Raw genomic sequence first — 16,237 nt, forward strand, 5'->3', positions numbered from 1 at the left:
AGGTGGCGGACGCGACACACCGGCGTCGGCGCACGGCGGCTCGCGTCGCTTCGCTCGCCCGAGGCCAAGCGAAGATAGCCAGAGTCTTGTCGGCTTTACAACTCCCGTCAATTTCCCACGAGTTCATCACCGCCGAAGCTCAACCGGACCGACTTCGCAGCTCAGCACGGATGGAAAATGTCGGCATCGGGACCGGTATCCGGGAGTTGGGACGGTCGACATGTCCCGTCATCCCCGGACACGGACACCGCCTGATCTCCCCTCTCGGAGGGTTACTCGCCGGGTGCGACCGTCTGCGCGAGGAGGCGGGCGGTGCGCTCGATCAGCGTCTCGTCCACGGGCGCGTCCCGCTCCGCCTTCGTGGTGAGCACGGCGAGCACGACGGGGGTGCCGCGCGTGGTCCAGGCGACACCGAGATCGTGGGCGCTGGCGTAGGAGCCGGTGCCGGTCTTGTCCGCCAGCGTCCAGCCCTCGGGCAGCCCCGCGCGGAACCGCTTGGCGCTGGTGGTGTTGCCCTTCAGCCAGGCGACGAGCTGCCGCCGGTCGGCGCCGGAGAGCGCGCGTCCCAGGGTCAGCCGCTCCAGGCTCCGTGCGAGGGCGGACGGGGTCGTGGTGTCGCGCGGGTCACCGGGGATCGCACTGTTCAGGTCGGTCTCCCAGCGGTCCAGCCTGCTCACCTCGTCGCCGAGGGAGCGGAAGAACCGGGTGAGTCCGGCCGGACCGCCGATGCGGCGCAGCATGAGGTTGCCCGCCGTGTTGTCGCTGTACCGGATGGCGAGCGCGCACGCCTCGCGCACCGGGATGCCCGTCTCCAGAAAGTCCCCGCTGTGCTCGGAGTTGGACAGGATGTCGGCGGGCGGGAAGTGGATCACCTCGTCGAGCCCGGAGCGGCCACCGCGGCCCGCGGGTCCGGAGTGGTCGCGCAGTACGGCCGCCGCCGCGAACGCCTTGAACAGCGAGCACATCGCGAACGGCTCCCCCGCGCGGTACGTCACGGTCCTGCCGGTGCGCGTGTTGCGGGCGTGGACACCGAGGCGTGCGTCGTACTCCCGCTCCAGCGCGCGCAGTCGGGCGCTCACGTCGTCGGGCGCGGAGTCGGCGGCGGCGCGTGCGGTCACCGTGGGGGTGAGCGCGGCGGCAGCGGCGAGGGCACCGCCCGCCCGGAGCAGACGGCGGCGGGGCAGGGGGGTGGTGCGGGGCATGGCGAGGTCCTCCCGGATCGTCCGTAGGAGTCGGCCGTCGGGCTTCGTGGATCACCGACGGGAGGACAGCGAAACAGCCGGACACCACCCATGTCCAAGAGGGAACTTTGAAGCCCGCATGTCTTTTTGATATGACGCCTGGATGGATCTCCTCGCGCACCTCGCGGCGTACGCGGCGACCGCCGACGAGTCGAGCTTCTCCCGGGCGGCCGACCGGCTCGGGATCGCCCAGCCGCTGCTGAGCCGCCGCATCAAGTCCCTGGAGGCGCACTTCGGGGGGCAGCTCTTCGACCGCTCGCGACGGCAGGTCACGGTCACGGACTTCGGCATGTCGCTGCTGCCGTACGCGCGGGACGTGCTGGAGCGTGCCGAGCGTCTGGAGGGCGCCGCTCGCTCGGCGCGGGCGGGGCGGGTGCGTGCGGTCGGGGTGCCGCCGGACTGCGCCCCGGTGGCGCTGGCCCGGGTGATCCGGGCGGGTGCCGAGCGCGGGTTGCCGCTCTCGGTGCGCGAACTCACACCGCAGGCAAGGGAGTTCGGGATAGCCGACGGCTCGCTCACCTATGCAGTCGCCCGGGTCGCCCCCGAACGGGCGGCGCTCCGGGTGCCGTTGGGGCTGGCATCGGCTCCGGGAGCGGAGCGGCGCGTGGTCCATCTGGAGGATCTGCGACCGCGCCGGAAGCCCGGTGCCGCGCGGACGGGCGCCCTCCCCCTCCTCACCCTGGCCGAGGACGAAGTGCCCGATTTCCGGGACCGGTTGACGCGTGCCGTGGCCCGTGCCGGGCTGCCGGAGCGGCTGGTCGCGAGCGCCGGTCCCGCCGCCACCGCGCTGGCCGAGACGCTGGCCGGGCGGGCGACGCTGCTGTGCGCGGAGCCGTTCGCGGCGCGGCACGGGGCGAGTTGGGCGCCGCTCGCGGACGCCTCGCTGCACCGGGGGTACGACCTGCGTGCGAGCGAGCGGGGCGGAGTGCCCGACTGGCTGGCGAGGGCACTGGCGTCCGTCGTGGGCGCGGTGCGGCGCGGCACGACCGACCAGCGGGCTGCCGCACAACTCGTGGGGGGCGGATGAACGCCGAGGAGCCGTACCGGCCCGTGTTCACCGCCTCGGACGGGCGCCTGCTGGACGTCGCGGAGTCCGTCGCCCGTGACTGGGACGCGCTCGGGGTGCGCGGCTCGTTCCTGGCCCGCGACCTCGACTCGGGCGAGCGGCTCGGCTTCGACGCCGACATCTCGCTGCCGCTCGCCTCGGTGGTGAAGGTGCCCCTCGCCCTGGTGGTCCTGGACCGGATCGCGGCCGGGGAACTCGACCCGGCGCACCCGGTGACGTACACCCCGGCCGCCGGTGCCGTCGGTCCCACCGGGCTCGCGGCTTTCCGGCATCCGGCGACGGTGGCCGTCGGTGATCTGCTGCTGCTGATGCTGTCGGTGAGCGACAACGCCGCCGCCGACCTGCTGTTCGACCTGGTGCCGGTCGCGGAGGTGGCCGCGCGGCTGCGGGAGTGGGGGTGCCCGGATCTGCGGGTGCGGCACCGGATGAGCCACATGTACGCGTGCGCGGCGGGCGCGTCCGGGAACGACTTCTCGCTCGCCCTGGAACTGGCGGTGCGCGACGAGCGGACCGGGCGGCACACCATCGAGACGCTCGATCCGGCGCGGGCGAACGCGGGAACGGCCTCCGCCCTCGTGGATCTGCTGGAGCGGGTGTGGCTCGACCGGATCTCCGTACCCGGCGCCACCGCCGAGCTGCGCCGTCTGATGGGGCATCAGGTCTTCACCCAGCGGATGGGCGGTGAACTGCGCGCGGATTCCCTGCGGTTCAGAGGGAAGACCGGCACGTTCCTGCATCTGCGGCACGAGATCGGGGTGGTGGAGGCGGACTCCGGTGCCCGGGTGGCGGTGGCGGCGCTGACCCGCGCGGACCGTCGGGCGGCCCTGGCGCCGGACGTCGACTGCGCGATCGGGGCGGCGGCACGGGAGGCGTTCGAGGCGCTGCGCGGCTGAACGGGACCCGGAAAGGGCGGTCAGCCCCTGCCCCCGCTGAGCTTGCGCCACTCCGGTCCGACGCGCTTCCACTCCTTGTCCCACTCGGAGAGCTGCCGCCGCACCAGCGAGCCGCGCAGCAGCCTGCCCCCGGCCCACACGGCCGTACCGCTGACCTGGGCGACGAGGAGACCGGTGAGGACGGTCTGGAGGGCCGCCTCGGCGACGGAGGCGGGCGGGGGCACGGTCCTGCCGGTGCCGTCGGTCCACACGGTGGTGGCGGTGCCCGCCGAGGTCCCGGGGCGTACCTTCGTGCGTCCCGTGTGCACCGAGCCGTCGGGGTCGGTCCAGCGGACGGTCGCCCACACGTGGTCGCCCTCGTAGCCGCTGCCCTCGGAGACGGTCCGCGCCGCGTCCGCGGTGAGGACGGCGGAGACGGTGTGCACCTGGGCGCGGCGGGCGGCGAGCGAGGCGTCCACGGTCTGTCCGGCCGCCCAGCCCGCGAGCGCACCGCCGAGGACGGCGAAGATCCAGGTGAGAAGGATGATCCAGCCCTCGGCCAGATCGCTGCGCCGCCGCAGCGGGTTGCGCCGCCAGCGCCACAGGCGGACCCGGGTGACCGGGGGCGTCCATGGAATGCGAGTCATCGGCCGCCGCCTCCTCTCGCCTGCTCACGGCCGCGTGGCGGAGTCCCGGCCCGAAGGCGTCTTCACCACCATCGTGCACCCGGGTCCGCGTGGGCGCAGTCGGGGACGGGAAAAGCCGCGTCGTCCCAGGTGGGAGCAGGCGAAGGCGCCCGGGTCCGACCCGTGGGGGCCGGTCCCGGGCGCCTGCGGGGTGCCGATCAGGCGAGGTCGAACCGGCCGAGGTTCATGACCTTGTGCCACGTGGCGACGAAGTCCTTGACGAACTTCTCCTTGGCGTCGTCGCTGGCGTACACCTCGGCGACGGCGCGCAGTTCGGCGTTGGAGCCGAAGACCAGGTCGGCACGGGTGCCGGTCCACTTGACCTGGCCGGTGGCCGCGTCGCGGCCCTCGAAGGTGGCCTGGTCGTCGCTCGTGGAGCTCCAGGTGGTGCCCAGGTCGAGCAGGTTGACGAAGAAGTCGTTCGTCAGCGTGCCCGGACGGTCGGTGAAGACACCGAGCTTGGAGCCCTGGTAGGTGGCGCCGAGGGCGCGCAGACCGCCGATGAGGACGGTCATCTCCGGGGCGCTCAGGGTGAGCAGGTTGGCCCGGTCGACCAGCATGTACTCGGCGCGGCCGGGGTTGCTGCCCTTGCCGACGTAGTTGCGGAAGCCGTCGGCGTAGGGCTTGAGCGCCTCGAAGGACTCGACGTCGGTCTGCTCCTGGGAGGCGTCGACGCGGCCCGGGGTGAAGGGCACCTCGACGGGGAACCCGCCGTCCTTGGCGGCCTGCTCCACCGCGGCGTCGCCGCCGAGGACGATCAGGTCGGCCAGGGAGACGTGCTTGTCACCGGCGGAGGCGTTGAACTCCTGCTGGACACCCTCCAGGGTGCGCAGCACCAGGGCGAGCTGGTCGGGGTCGTTGACCTCCCAGCCGCGCTGCGGCTCCAGGCGGACGCGGGCGCCGTCGGCGCCGCCGCGCTTGTCACTGCCGCGGAAGGTGGACGCGGAGGCCCAGGCGGCACCGACGAGCTGCTGCACGGTGAGACCGGTGTCGAGGATCTTGCCCTTGAGCGCGGTGGCGTCGGAGGCGTCGATCGGCTGTCCGACCGGCTCCGGCAGCGGGTCCTGCCACAGCAGCGTCTCCTCGGGGACCTCGGGGCCGAGGAGCAGGGACTTCGGGCCCATGTCGCGGTGGGTCAGCTTGTACCAGGCGCGGGCGAAGGCGTCCGCGAACTGCTCGGGGTTCTCGTAGAACCGGCGGGAGATCGGCTCGTAGATCGGGTCGAAGCGCAGCGACAGGTCCGTCGTGAGCATGTTCGGCGCGATCTTCTTGTCCGGGTCGAAGGCGCTGGGCACGGTGCCCTCACCGGCGCCGTCCTTCGGCTTCCACTGGTGGGCGCCGGCCGGGCTCTCGGTCAGCTCCCACTCGTAGCCGAACAGGGTGGCGAAGAAGTTCTCGTCCCAGGTGATCGGCGTGGAGTTCCAGGTGACCTCGAGGCCGGAGGTGATGGCGTCGGGACCCTTGCCGGTGCCGTAGCTGCTCTTCCAGCCGAGGCCCTGCTGCTCCATCGGGGCGTCCATCGGGTCGGGGCCGACGTCGCTCGCCGGGCCCGCGCCGTGGGTCTTGCCGAAGGTGTGGCCGCCCGCGATCAGGGCGACGGTCTCCTCGTCGTTCATCGCCATGCGGCTGAACGTCTCGCGGATGTCGCGCGCCGCGGCGATCGGGTCCGGATTGCCGTTGGGGCCCTCCGGGTTGACGTAGATCAGACCCATCTGGACGGCCGCCAGCGGCTTGTCCAGCTCACGGTCGCCGGTGTAGCGCTCGTCGCCGAGCCAGGTGGTCTCCGGACCCCAGTACACGTCGGCGTCCGGCTCCCAGGCGTCGACGCGACCGCCGCCGAAGCCGAAGGTCTTGAAGCCCATGGTCTCCAGCGCGACGTTGCCGGAGAGGATGATCAGGTCGGCCCAGGAGAGGTTCTTGCCATACTTCTTCTTCACCGGCCACAGCAGACGGCGGGCCTTGTCGAGGTTGGCGTTGTCCGGCCAACTGTTCAGCGGGGCGAAGCGCTGCTGGCCGCTGCCGCCGCCACCGCGTCCGTCGAGGGTGCGGTAGGTACCGGCGCTGTGCCAGGCCATGCGGATGATGAACGGGCCGTAGTGGCCGAAGTCGGCGGGCCACCAGTCCTGCGAGGTGGTCAGCACCTCGGCGATGTCCCGTTTCACCGCGGGCAGGTCCAGGTCCAGGAATGCCTCGGCGTAGTCGAATTCCTCGCCCAGCGGATTGGCGACGGGCGGGTTCTTGGCAAGGACCTTCAGGTTGAGCTGCTTGGGCCACCAGCGGTCATTGCCGCTGCCGAGGGCGGGGTGCAGGGAGGTCGCGCCGTGGGCCACCGGGCAGCCGCCGCTTCCCTCGTCCTTCGGGTCAGTGACGATCGCTTCATTGTTGTCGGGCATGTCAATCCTTCCGAAACGGACGGGACGCGGCACTCAGGCCGTACGACCGGTGGAACAGTCGGGACAGGTGCCCCAGTAGACGACCTCGGCCTCGTCGATGACGAAGCCCCGGTCGTCGGACGCGGTGAGACACGGTGCGTGACCCACCGCGCAGTCGACGTCGACGACGACGCCGCACGACCGGCAGACGGCGTGGTGGTGGTTGTCGCCGACGCGGCCCTCGAACCGGGCGGGACTCCCGGCCGGTTCGATGCGGCGTATGAGCCCTGCCGCGGTGAGCGCGTGCAGGGCGTCGTAGACGGCTTGCAGGGAGATGTGGCCCACGCGGTCGCGGACCTTGTCGGCGATGGCCTCGACACCGAGGTGGTCGCCGGCACGGACGGCGTCCAGCAGCGCGACGCGGGCCGCGGTCACACGCAGGCCAGCACCGCGCAGCTCCGCGGCGGGGGTCGGAGGCTGGGATGCGGTCATGGCACCGAACCTACCTCCACAAACACGAAAGATTCAAGAAAACGAGTCATCCAAGTCTGATTCGTGGTTTCCGACGAGCGCCACCGCCCTGTCCACGGCGAACGGCGTCCGGCCCCCGCATCATGGGTCCGCGCGGGTCCACGCGCCCGGACCCCCGGGAGCGGCGGGCCGGGAGGTCCCCCGCACGGAGTGACGCGCCTCACGTATCGAGTGTCGCCTCACGCGCCTCACCCTGCCCATCGGGACCGCTTTCCGAAACCGCCGCGCCCTCACTCGTTCGGGTGCGGCGGGCGGGCCATCCGTGGCATGGCGGCGGCTGTCTCGTTCGGCAGCAGTGTGATGTTCCCCGCGTGATGTGAATGAGGGGCACGGACGGGGCAACGCTCCCCTTCATGCCCCACGCGAACCTCCAGCGGCAGGTGATCGGATGAGCACGGCGACGACCCGGACGACCCGGACGCCGCCCGACCGGACCGGCTCGGCCACGGCCGCCGCCTCCCCCTCGGCCGCCCCCAGACCCTCCCTGCCCTCGCTCACCGGACTGCGGTGGATGGCGGCCCTGCTGGTCTTCGGGCTGCACGTGAACAACTTCGGCTACTTCGGCGGACAGCCGGGCCGCCTGGTGGCCTGGGCGTTCGGGCCGGGGGCGACGGGGGTGTCGTTCTTCTTCGTGCTCTCCGGTTTCGTCCTCATGTGGTCGGCGCGCCCCGGCGACCGGGCGCTCGGTTTCTGGCGGCGGCGCATCGCCCGCGTCTACCCGGTGCACCTGGTCACCCTCGTCGTCGCGTTCGTGATGGCGTACACGCTGAGCGGGCTGCCCCGCCCGCGTGTGAGGCAGGCGGCGGCCAACGTGCTGCTGGTGCACTCGTGGTGGCAGCCCTGGTGGCAGACGCTGAACCCGGTGAGCTGGTCGCTGGCCTGCGAGGCGTTCTTCTACGCCGCCTTCCCCGCGCTGTTCCTGGTGCTGCGGCGGCTGAGCGCGCGGGGCGCGGTGGTCCTCGGCGCGCTCGCGGTGCTGGCGGTGCTGGTGCTGGCGCGGGCCGACTCCCACCACTGGCTGCACCAGCCGCTGTACTCGCTGCCACTGGCCCGGCTGCCCGAGTTCGTGCTCGGCGCGGTCACCGCGCGGCTGGTGATGCTCGGGCGCTGGCGCGGACCCGGTCTCGAGGCGTCGCTGGCGCTGGCGCTGCTCGGCTACTTCCTCGTCCCGCAGATCCGGGGCGGCTACACCGGGACCGCCTGCACCCTGGCCGGTTTCGTCACCCTGATCCCTGCGGCGGCCCTCGCGGACCTGCGCGGTCTTCCCTCGCTGTGGCGGCGCCGCCGACTCGTCCGGCTCGGGGAGCTGTCCTTCGCGTTCTACATGATCCATCTGCTGGTGCTGCGCGCGGGCATCACCGTGCTCGGCGACAAACCGCGCTTCGGCCCGCTCGCCGGGCTCGGTGTCACCGCGGCCGCCTTCGCCCTGTCGCTGGGGCTGTCCTGGCTGCTCTACGAAGCGGTGGAACGCCCCGCGCGGCGCCTCCTCCTGCGCGGTCACCGCCCAGAGTCCCGGGCTCCCAGGGCCGACCCCGAGCCGGTCCCGTCCGACGCCTGACCAGCGGCGGAATACCCGCTGGCGGGCGGTCACCGGTCGCACTACCGTTCCGCCGGGCGGCGCGCCTCGGACGCCGCCCGGCCGAGGAAGGGCGGGGATCTGATGGACCGGAACGCCGGGCACGGGCTGGAGCGGAACATACGCACGACGGAGGACGTACTCAGGCTGCTCGACGGTCTGTTCGCGCCGGACGCCGACCGCTGGACGGACGGTGCTGCCTCCTGGTGGGACGCGTTCTACGGCGACCGGTCCCGGCCGGTGCCGTTCTTCCCCGCCAAGCCCGACGAGAACCTGGTCGTCCACCTGGACGAGGGTCTGATCGAGCCGTGCCGCGCGCTGGACCTGGGCTGCGGACCGGGACGCAACGCGCTGCACCTGGCGGCGCGCGGTTTCGAGGTGGACGCCGTCGACCTGTCCCCGACGGCCGTCGCCTGGGGCGAGGAGCGGGCCCGCGAGACCGGCGCGAAGGTGCGCTTCCACCGGGGCGACGCCTTCGAACTGACCCGGGAGAGGCTCGGCGGCCCGTACGGGCTGGTCTACGACTCCGGCTGCTTCCACCATCTGCCGCCGCACCGGCGCGTGAGTTATCTCCGGCTCCTGGACCGCGTCCTCGCGCCCGGCGGACACTTCGCGCTCACCTGTTTCGCCGCCGGGCACATGGGCTCGGAGGTGTCCGACGCGGAGCTGTACCGGGACGGCAGGCTGCACGGCGGGCTGGCGTACACGGCGGAGTCGCTGCGCTGGATCTTCCAGGACCTCACGGAGGTGGAGTTGCGGCCCATGCGGGAGCGGGGCGAGGACGCGGACGTGCTGGGTCTGCCGTTCCTGTGGACCGCGCTGTTCCGCCGCCCTGCCTGAGCGCTGTTGCGCCGCCCGGTCCGAGCGCGGACAAGCCGTGAGCCGGCTCCCCGGGCGGGGAGCCGGCTCGCGGTGGGCGTCAGGAGTTGACGCAGGCGTTGCCGAACGCGGGGTTCAGCAGACCGACGATGTCGATCGTGTTGCCGCACAGGTTGACCGGGATCTCGACCGGCACCTGGATGACGTTGCCGGAGGCGACGCCGGGGCTGCCGACCGCGGTACCGGTCACCGGGTCGGGGTCCGCGGCGTGGGCCGCCGTGGTGCCGACGAGGGCAAGGGAGCCCGCGAGAAGGGCCGTTGTGGCAATGCTACGCATACGCATGAGGTGCCTCACTGGTCGAGATCAGGACCCTTCCATCACAGCGGCAACTCCCCCGGCGCGCCCGCGCAGCTACTCCGTTAGGGACGGGGCGGTTAGGCGGCCGGACCAGGCGGTCCGGGGCGCCGGGAACGCCCGGACCCCCGGGCCGGGGACCGCCGGGACCGGGACGGCGACGGACGCCGTCCCGTGGGTGAAGTCGACCGGTCGGTACGGCTGTTGCCGCGAACGTCCGGCCTTCCCGGGGCCGCCCGGACCGGGGGCCGTCGGCGGGTCCGGCACGGGGCCGTCCGCGTACGCCACCCTAGGCGGCGTACGCGGACGGCGCAGTGCGGCGCGTGGCTGTTACGGGAACTTGGTCACCTTGGAGGGGACGGTGTCCGAGCCCGAGGTGGGCGCGCCGGTGTTGTTGACGACGTGGGCGTACTGCCCCTTGCCGCCGAGCGAGATCACCAGCAGGTCGTGCAGCTTGATCCCGGAGCCGGTCGGCACCTGGAAGCCGTGGGCCTGGACGATCGAGGGGTCGGAGGTGAAGTTGCAGTAACTCCCGAGCCCCCATGCCTCGTGCGTGGTGACCGAGTCGGCGACCTTGTAGGCGGCGTAGCCCACGATGCCGTCGTGGGTGACGGCGGCGGCGTTGGGCACGTCGTACGCCTTCTCGTTCTGGAAGAAGATCGTGCGCCCGCGCTCACCGGCCCAGTACACGTCGTACTTGTTGAAGTGCTCGACGAACAGCCCGGTGGCGAGTACGTCGTTGCCGTTGACGCGCAGCCCGTAGTCGGCGCGGTTGGTGTCCCAGCCGACGCCGCTGCCGTGGTCGGCGCGCCACAGCCAGGTGTGGTCGATGATGACGTTGTTGCTGTTGACCACGACCGAGTTGGTGGCGAGACCGGGGCCCGCGCCGCCGATGCGCACGAACACGTCCTGCATGGTGGTGGGGTTGGCGGAGTGGTCGGCGGTGGAGCCGGGGGTGCCGATCCGCAGCAGCGTGTCGGAGTTGACGGGACCCGCGTCGATGAGGAACCCGGCGAGCTTCACGCCGTCCACGTCGGCGACGTGCATCGCGTCGATGCCGTTGTCGGGGACGATGGTGGCGAGACCGAGCCCGAGGACCACGGTGTTGGCACGGTTGACCTCGATGGTCTGGTCGAGGTGGTAGACACCCGGCGTGAACAGGAGGTTGAGCCCCTGGGCGAGGGCCGCGTTGATGGTGGCGGCGGTCGCTCCGGGCTTGACGACGTAGAACTGGTCGAGCGGGATCGAGCTGCCCGCGTTGGCCGGCCAGGACACGCCCCGCGCGTTGGTGCGCTTGGCGGGGACGAACACCTTGTAGGTGCTGCCGTCGAGGTAGAGGAACGGCTTCTCGCGGGAGACGGGGGTGTTGTCCAGCGTGGTGTACGGACCGCTGTCGAAGTTGGTCGCGGGCGCGCCCTGGACGCCGGTGAAGGTCATGTTCCAGACGCCGTTGGTCCAGCCGCCCACCGAGCTGTCGCGGGTGTACCACTGCTGCTGGGAGTACGGGCCGACCGTGCCGTCGATCTTCGAGTCGGCGATGTAGCCGCCGGACGCCCAGCCGTAGCCGTTCGGGGCGAGGTTGAGCCCGCCCTGGACATGGATGCGGCGGAACGGCGCTGCCTGTGCGACGGCCCACCGGTCGTCACCGCTGACCGGGCGGATCGCGAGGTTCTCCGCCGAACGCCAGAAGTTCTGCGTGGCGTTGCCGTTGAACCAGCCCGCGTCCACGGTGATGTCGCCGTTGATCTGGGTGTCGTCGGGGTTCATCCCGAGACCGGAGATCGAGGTGTAGAAGCCGAGTTGGGCGTTGATGTTGTTGTAGGTGCCGGGCTTCAGCAGGAACTGGTAGCGGCCGGAGCCGAACTGGTTCGACTCCTGACGGGAGAAGACGTCGTCGAACTTCTGCTGGAGGTTCGGCGTCGAGGGGTCGACGACGATGACGTTGGGCCCGAGGTCGCCGCCGCCCTGGACCGGCGGGGTGCCGGTGGTGCCCGTGTGCACGGCGAACTCCCACAGCGAGTAGCCGTAGACCGTGCCGCGCGCGGTGCCGTAGACGCGGACGTAGCGCCCTGAACCGCTCACGGTGTAGGAGGCGTTGCCGCCGCTCGCGCCGGTGACGGACTTCAGCGTGCTCCAGTTCTGTCCGTCGGTGGAGGACTCGATGCGGAAGTCCTTGCCGTAGGCGGCCTCCCAGCGCAGGTCGACTCCGCACAGGTCCTTGACCGAGCCCAGGTCGACCTGGAGCCACTGCGGGTCGGACGCCTGGCTGGACCAGCGGGTGGCGTTGTTGCCGTCGACGGCGGCGGAGGCGGGGAAGTCCGCGCTCTCGGTGGAGGAGGAGGTGGCGGGCCTGCCCTGCGCGGCGTTGGCGGTGCCGCAGCCGGACTGGCTGCCGCCGGAGGTGCCGAACACCTGGAACTCCCAGAGGGAGTAGCCCCATTGGGTGGCCCGGTGGACGCCGAGCATCCGGACGTAGCGGCCCTGTCCGGAGACGTCGACGGTGTCGGTGCCCCCGTCGGAGCCGGTGACGGACTTCAGGTCGGTCCAGGTGGTGCCGTTGTCGGAGATCTGGAGCTTGTAGTCCTTGCCGTAGGCGGCTTCCCAGTTCAGGACCACGCTGGTGACGCTCGCGCTCGCGCCGAGGTCGACGCGCAGCCACTGGTCGTCGGTGGCGGCGGAGGACCAGCGGGTGGAGGTGTCGCCGTCCACGGCGGCGGCTGCCGGGGTTCCGGCGTTCTCCTCGGAGGAGGCGGTGGTCGTGCGTCCCTGTGAGAGGGGGGTCTCGGCCGCGCGGGCCGAGGGATGGGCGGCGGGCAGGGCGAGCAGTGCCGCCGTGACGGCGAACACTGCACCCAGGGATCTCAGTCTCATGCGGCGGCTCCTGCGGCTCGGGGGCCGGAACACCGGCCTCCCCACTTAGTTCATGTTTTGATTTAAGGGATGAACCAAACGGGCGGCAAGCCTTCGGAACTCAAATCCTTTACGCAACAGGGGCGTTCACACCCACGGGCCGTTCACACCACGAAACGACCGGCCGGACCACGCGGTGTGGTCCGGCCGGTCGTCAACTGCCTTGCCAAGTAAGTCGGTTCAGCGACGCGGGCGTCCCTGGGTGCGCAGTTCGCCCACCGTCCTGAGCAGCTTGTCCGCGGGTTCGCGCAGCCGGGGATGGGCCAGCACCGTGTTGCGCAGACCCCGCACCGGGCGGCGCCACATGCGCTGGGCGAGCGCGACCGGATGCGGCCGGGCGGCGAAGCCCTCGCCCACCCGCAGTTCGCGGGTCTTGAGCCAGTCCTTGTACTCCTTGTCGCCACGCCCGAGATCCACCAGGGTCACCCCGCCGCGCGCGGCGCCCTCGGCGGTGCGCAGGTGCATCATCAACCCGGGTGAGTAGTAGTGCAGTTCGGGGTCGTAGGCGGTGAACCAGGCGGCCAGGACGGTGCTGGAGCGGGGTCCGAAGTGGGCGGCCACCGGGCGGTCCCCGGCGTACAGCACGGACAGGACGCCGGTGAAATGCTCGGCGCGGACGTGGAAGAGATGGTCCGTCAGGTCCACGATCCACGGCCGGGAGAACCGGTCCATCCGGCCCGTGCGGCGGTACTGCGCGGACTTCCAGCGCATGAGGGTGCGCAGCGCCTTCGGGTCGCGCTCGTCGAAGACGAAGCGGACCTCGCCGATGTCCCGTCCGAGTCTGCGCTCCTTCTTGAGCGTGGTCTTGGCGAGCCCCGGGTAGGTGGCGCGCAGCCATTCGGCATAGGTGCCGTCGCCGGGCTTCACGTCGATCACCGGCGAGGCGAACGTGCCGGTGACGTACGGCGCGAACGGCCGCTGCTCCTGCACGAGATGGTCGAACTCGAAGAGGCTGAGCCCGCAGGCGCGCAGCAACTCGCCGGTGTCCCACGTGACTCCGGGCCGGTGCACGAGAGCCTGGCAGTCGGAGAGCCCGAGACCGATGGCGCGTCCGGTCCCGAGCGGACCGCGCTCGTACGGCAGGAAGCCGACCGGTTCGCCGCCCTCCCGCAGGACGGCGACGCGGACACCGCCGCGATGGCGGCCGACCCCGATGGCGAACTCGGGTGCCAGGAACGGGTTGGCGTACTCGGGCGACTCGTCCATCGCCCGGTGCCACGCCCCGCGCAGCGCCGAGGTCAGGTCGCCGGGTCTGTGGATGGTGATCTCCACCTCAGATCGACCGCCCTTCCGGCGCCGCCGCCCCGGGCGCCGCGTGGCGCACCCCACCCCAGTTGCCGCTCATCTTCTCGCCGTCCCCCCGCCCTGCGCCGACGCTCAAACGTCGCGAAACAGTACGCACCTGTCAAGGGTGCCTCAGTCGGCCGACACTCCGCCACGGTTCCGCGCAGATCGGCCGGTTCGCCAACTGCCTTACACAGAACGGACGTCAATCCTCCGCACGGGTAAAGACTTCGTTTGGTCCAGTCCAAGTGTGCGCATTGGACTAGACCAAGTCGGCGCCACGCCAAGAGGCTGGGGGCTTCCCCATCCCCCACCCCCCATGGAGGCACGTAGTGGGACGTCTTCGCGCTTGTCTGGGCGCGGCCGCCGCGGTCGGACTGGCCGCGGCCGGTACCACCGCTCTCGCCGCGGGCAGCGCCTCGGGTGCACCCAGCGCCCTCGACAACCGCTGGTACGCGGCGGCCCCGTACCTGATGCCGGAGGACAACGATCCGCCGGACGCGGCCGCGATCATGGACGCCACCGGGCTCAAGGCTTTCCAGTTGGCCTTCATCCTGGCGCCCAACGGCGGTGGCTGCACCCCGACCTGGGGCGGCACCTCGTCGCTCTCCTCCGACACCGCCGTCCAGTCGGTGATCAACACCATCCGGTCCAAGGGAGGTGACGTCTCCGTCTCGATCGGCGGCTACGGCGGCACCAAGCTGGGCCAGACCTGTTCCGACGCGGCGAGCACGGCGGCCGCGTACCAGCAGGTCATCACCAAGTACGGGCTGCACGCGATCGACTTCGACCTGGAGGAGCCGGAGTACGAGAACACCGCGGCCATCAAGAACGAGATCGGCGCCGCCAAGATCCTCCAGCAGAACAACCCCGGTCTATACGTCTCCGTGACCACTCCGGGCACGGCGGACGGCACCGGCTGGTTCGGCAAGCAGATGCTGCTGGAGGCGAAGTCGCAGGGGTTCACTCCTAACAACTTCTCCATCATGCCCTTCGACGGCGGCTTCAACGGCGCGACGAGCCAGACCGACGCGCTGACCAAGTTCAACGGCATCCTGCAGTCCACCTTCGGGTGGAACGAGGCCACGGCGTACGCGCACGAGGGCTTCTCCGGGATGAACGGGCGCAGTGACGCCGGGGAGTACTTCTCCCAGGCGGACTTCCAGACGGTGCTGGACTTCGCGACCAGCCACCACATGGACCGCTTCACCTTCTGGTCGCTGAACCGGGACCGCCAGTGCTCCCCCGCCGACAACGGCGGTCGCACCTCCGGGTCCTGCTCCAGCGTGGCCCAGAGCGCCTGGGAATTCGCCAAGTTCTCGGTGAAGTTCGCGGGCGCCACCCCGCCCGGCTCCACGCCGACCCCGACGCCCACTCCGCCGAACCCGGGCAACTCCTGCAAGGGCGCCTGGAGTTCGTCGGCCGTGTACGTCAGCGGGGACGAGGTCTCGTACAACGGGCACAACTGGAAGGCCAAGTGGTGGGCCCAGAACGAGACGCCCAACGGCTCGGACTGGGGACCGTGGCAGGACGAGGGTTCCTGCTGACCGTCGGCTGACCTCTTGACGGTGATGGTCCGAACCTTTACGTTCCGGGTCGTCAACGTCCATGGATGCGCCCGGAGTTCATATCCGTGAACTCCGGGCGCGTCCGGTCCGACGGGAGGACCCCCCACATGACCCGTCCCCGGCTTCTCGCGGCGGCGACCGCCACCGCACTCGCCCTCACGCTCGGCGCGTTCGGCGGCAGCGCCCAGGCGGCCGACCCCCACGTCGCGCCCGGCGGCAACTTCGACCTGTCCGTCTGGCAGCTCCAGGAGCCGGTCGGCTCCCCCGGCTCCCCCACCACGATCTCCTCGTCCCGGCTGCGCGGCGCGAACGGCTACCAGGACGCGTACTTCTACACCGACACCCGCGACGGCGCGATGACCTTCTGGGCGCCCGAGAAGGGCGTCACCACACCCAACTCCCACTACGCGCGCTCGGAGCTGCGCGAGATGAACCGCGACGGCAGCGCCGCCGACTGGGCGCTCGGCGGTACGCACCGGCTCAGCGCGACCCTGCGCGTGGTCTCGGTGACCAAGAACGTGTGCGTCGGCCAGATCCACCTGGGCTCGGGCGGCTCCTCCACCAAGCCGCTGGTCGAGCTGTACTACCGCGCGAACGGCGACATCGCGCTCGGCACCGAGGACTCCCCCTCCGGCGGCCAGACCACGCACCCGGTCGGCCATGTCTCCCTCGGCAAGACCTGGACCTACACCATCGCCGTGACCGGCGGGAACACCATCGAGCTGACCGTCAACGGCACCACCACCCGCTACGGCATCCCGTCCTCGTTCTCGCCGTACCGGCAGTACTTCAAGGCCGGGTCCTACAACCAGTCCTCCTCCGACAGCACGACCAACGGCGCGAAGGTCGGTTTCTACGGGCTGACCGTGTCCCACGGCTGATCCAGGGCCCTCCGGAGGTGATCCACCAGCCTCCGGAGGGCCGCTCCGTGACCCGGTTCACACCCGGACATACGGT

Annotated in this window: 13 protein-coding genes; 6 read left to right on the forward strand and 7 right to left on the reverse strand. The window is 71.3% G+C overall.

All coding sequences use genetic code 11. The features are described 5' to 3' along the window. Positions 1–272: 272 nt before the first annotated feature. A complete protein-coding gene (bla, locus tag IF655_RS05550; RefSeq protein ID WP_199582402.1) occupies positions 273–1,202 on the reverse strand; it encodes a class A beta-lactamase in 930 nt (309 codons plus the stop codon). A gap of 142 nt (positions 1,203–1,344) precedes the next feature. On the opposite strand from bla, the gene IF655_RS05555 reads away from it, so the two are divergent. Both IF655_RS05555 and IF655_RS05560 read left to right on the forward strand, forming a co-directional pair. Beyond that, the gene (locus IF655_RS05555) at positions 1,345–2,268 is read left to right on the forward strand and encodes a LysR family transcriptional regulator (protein WP_199582403.1); all 924 of its coding nucleotides are present in this window, start codon (positions 1,345–1,347) and stop codon (positions 2,266–2,268) included. Next, entirely contained in the window at positions 2,265–3,200 is a 936-nt protein-coding gene (locus IF655_RS05560; RefSeq protein WP_199582404.1) for a serine hydrolase, read from the forward strand. The genes IF655_RS05555 and IF655_RS05560 overlap by 4 nt, the downstream gene beginning before the upstream one ends. Positions 3,201–3,220: 20 nt before the next feature. Here IF655_RS05560 and IF655_RS05565 read toward each other — a convergent pair whose 3' ends face one another. From IF655_RS05565 to IF655_RS05575, 3 genes are all read right to left on the reverse strand, one after another. Beyond that, a complete protein-coding gene (locus tag IF655_RS05565) occupies positions 3,221–3,826 on the reverse strand; it encodes a hypothetical protein (RefSeq protein ID WP_199582406.1) in 606 nt (201 codons plus the stop codon). Positions 3,827–4,023: 197 nt separating this feature from the next. Further along, positions 4,024–6,258 (reverse strand): catalase/peroxidase HPI, encoded by a 2,235-nt coding sequence (katG, locus tag IF655_RS05570; protein ID WP_199582409.1) that lies wholly within the window; start codon positions 6,256–6,258, stop codon positions 4,024–4,026. Positions 6,259–6,291: 33 nt separating this feature from the next. Then, complete coding sequence (locus IF655_RS05575; protein WP_199582411.1) at positions 6,292–6,729, reverse strand: Fur family transcriptional regulator; 438 nt, start codon at positions 6,727–6,729, stop codon at positions 6,292–6,294. 427 nt (positions 6,730–7,156) lie between these two features. Here IF655_RS05575 and IF655_RS05580 point away from each other — a divergent pair, with 427 nt between their 5' ends. Together IF655_RS05580 and IF655_RS05585 are read left to right on the forward strand one after the other, a co-directional pair. Beyond that, positions 7,157–8,326 (forward strand): acyltransferase, encoded by a 1,170-nt coding sequence (locus IF655_RS05580; RefSeq protein ID WP_199582413.1) that lies wholly within the window; start codon positions 7,157–7,159, stop codon positions 8,324–8,326. Positions 8,327–8,452: 126 nt separating this feature from the next. After that, entirely contained in the window at positions 8,453–9,184 is a 732-nt protein-coding gene (locus IF655_RS05585; RefSeq protein WP_199583308.1) for a class I SAM-dependent methyltransferase, read from the forward strand. A gap of 79 nt (positions 9,185–9,263) precedes the next feature. On the opposite strand, the gene IF655_RS05590 is transcribed toward IF655_RS05585, so the two are convergent. The 3 genes from IF655_RS05590 to IF655_RS05600 all read right to left on the reverse strand — a co-directional run bounded on the left by IF655_RS05590 (position 9,264) and on the right by IF655_RS05600 (position 13,700). After that, positions 9,264–9,500 (reverse strand): chaplin, encoded by a 237-nt coding sequence (locus IF655_RS05590; protein ID WP_199582415.1) that lies wholly within the window; start codon positions 9,498–9,500, stop codon positions 9,264–9,266. 348 nt (positions 9,501–9,848) lie between these two features. Further along, complete coding sequence (locus IF655_RS05595) at positions 9,849–12,389, reverse strand: discoidin domain-containing protein (protein ID WP_199582417.1); 2,541 nt, start codon at positions 12,387–12,389, stop codon at positions 9,849–9,851. A 219-nt stretch (positions 12,390–12,608) separates the two neighbouring features. Then, complete coding sequence (locus IF655_RS05600) at positions 12,609–13,700, reverse strand: GNAT family N-acetyltransferase (RefSeq protein ID WP_199582419.1); 1,092 nt, start codon at positions 13,698–13,700, stop codon at positions 12,609–12,611. Between the two features lie 344 nt (positions 13,701–14,044). On the opposite strand from IF655_RS05600, the gene IF655_RS05605 reads away from it, so the two are divergent. Together IF655_RS05605 and IF655_RS05610 are read left to right on the forward strand one after the other, a co-directional pair. After that, on the forward strand, positions 14,045–15,259 hold the full coding sequence (locus IF655_RS05605) for a chitinase (protein WP_199582421.1): 1,215 nt from the start codon (positions 14,045–14,047) through the stop codon (positions 15,257–15,259). Between the two features lie 128 nt (positions 15,260–15,387). Continuing rightward, complete coding sequence (locus tag IF655_RS05610; RefSeq protein WP_199582422.1) at positions 15,388–16,161, forward strand: polysaccharide lyase family 7 protein; 774 nt, start codon at positions 15,388–15,390, stop codon at positions 16,159–16,161. Positions 16,162–16,237: the final 76 nt, after the last annotated feature.

Origin of the sequence: Streptomyces sp. DSM 110735, from assembly GCF_016482685.1 — a bacterium.
In the GTDB taxonomy this organism is placed as follows: Bacteria; Actinomycetota; Actinomycetes; order Streptomycetales; family Streptomycetaceae; genus Streptomyces.

Bases quoted from the DNA above. Each gene is read 5' to 3' on its own strand.
- bla (WP_199582402.1), bottom strand. From the start codon at position 1,202: ATGCCCCGCACCACCCCCCTGCCCCGCCGCCGTCTGCTCCGGGCGGGC.
- IF655_RS05555 (WP_199582403.1), top strand. From the start codon at position 1,345: ATGGATCTCCTCGCGCACCTCGCGGCGTACGCGGCGACCGCCGACGAG.
- IF655_RS05560 (WP_199582404.1), top strand. From the start codon at position 2,265: ATGAACGCCGAGGAGCCGTACCGGCCCGTGTTCACCGCCTCGGACGGG.
- IF655_RS05565 (WP_199582406.1), bottom strand. From the start codon at position 3,826: ATGACTCGCATTCCATGGACGCCCCCGGTCACCCGGGTCCGCCTGTGG.
- katG (WP_199582409.1), bottom strand. From the start codon at position 6,258: ATGCCCGACAACAATGAAGCGATCGTCACTGACCCGAAGGACGAGGGA.
- IF655_RS05575 (WP_199582411.1), bottom strand. From the start codon at position 6,729: ATGACCGCATCCCAGCCTCCGACCCCCGCCGCGGAGCTGCGCGGTGCT.
- IF655_RS05580 (WP_199582413.1), top strand. From the start codon at position 7,157: ATGAGCACGGCGACGACCCGGACGACCCGGACGCCGCCCGACCGGACC.
- IF655_RS05590 (WP_199582415.1), bottom strand. From the start codon at position 9,500: ATGCGTAGCATTGCCACAACGGCCCTTCTCGCGGGCTCCCTTGCCCTC.
- IF655_RS05595 (WP_199582417.1), bottom strand. From the start codon at position 12,389: ATGAGACTGAGATCCCTGGGTGCAGTGTTCGCCGTCACGGCGGCACTG.
- IF655_RS05610 (WP_199582422.1), top strand. From the start codon at position 15,388: ATGACCCGTCCCCGGCTTCTCGCGGCGGCGACCGCCACCGCACTCGCC.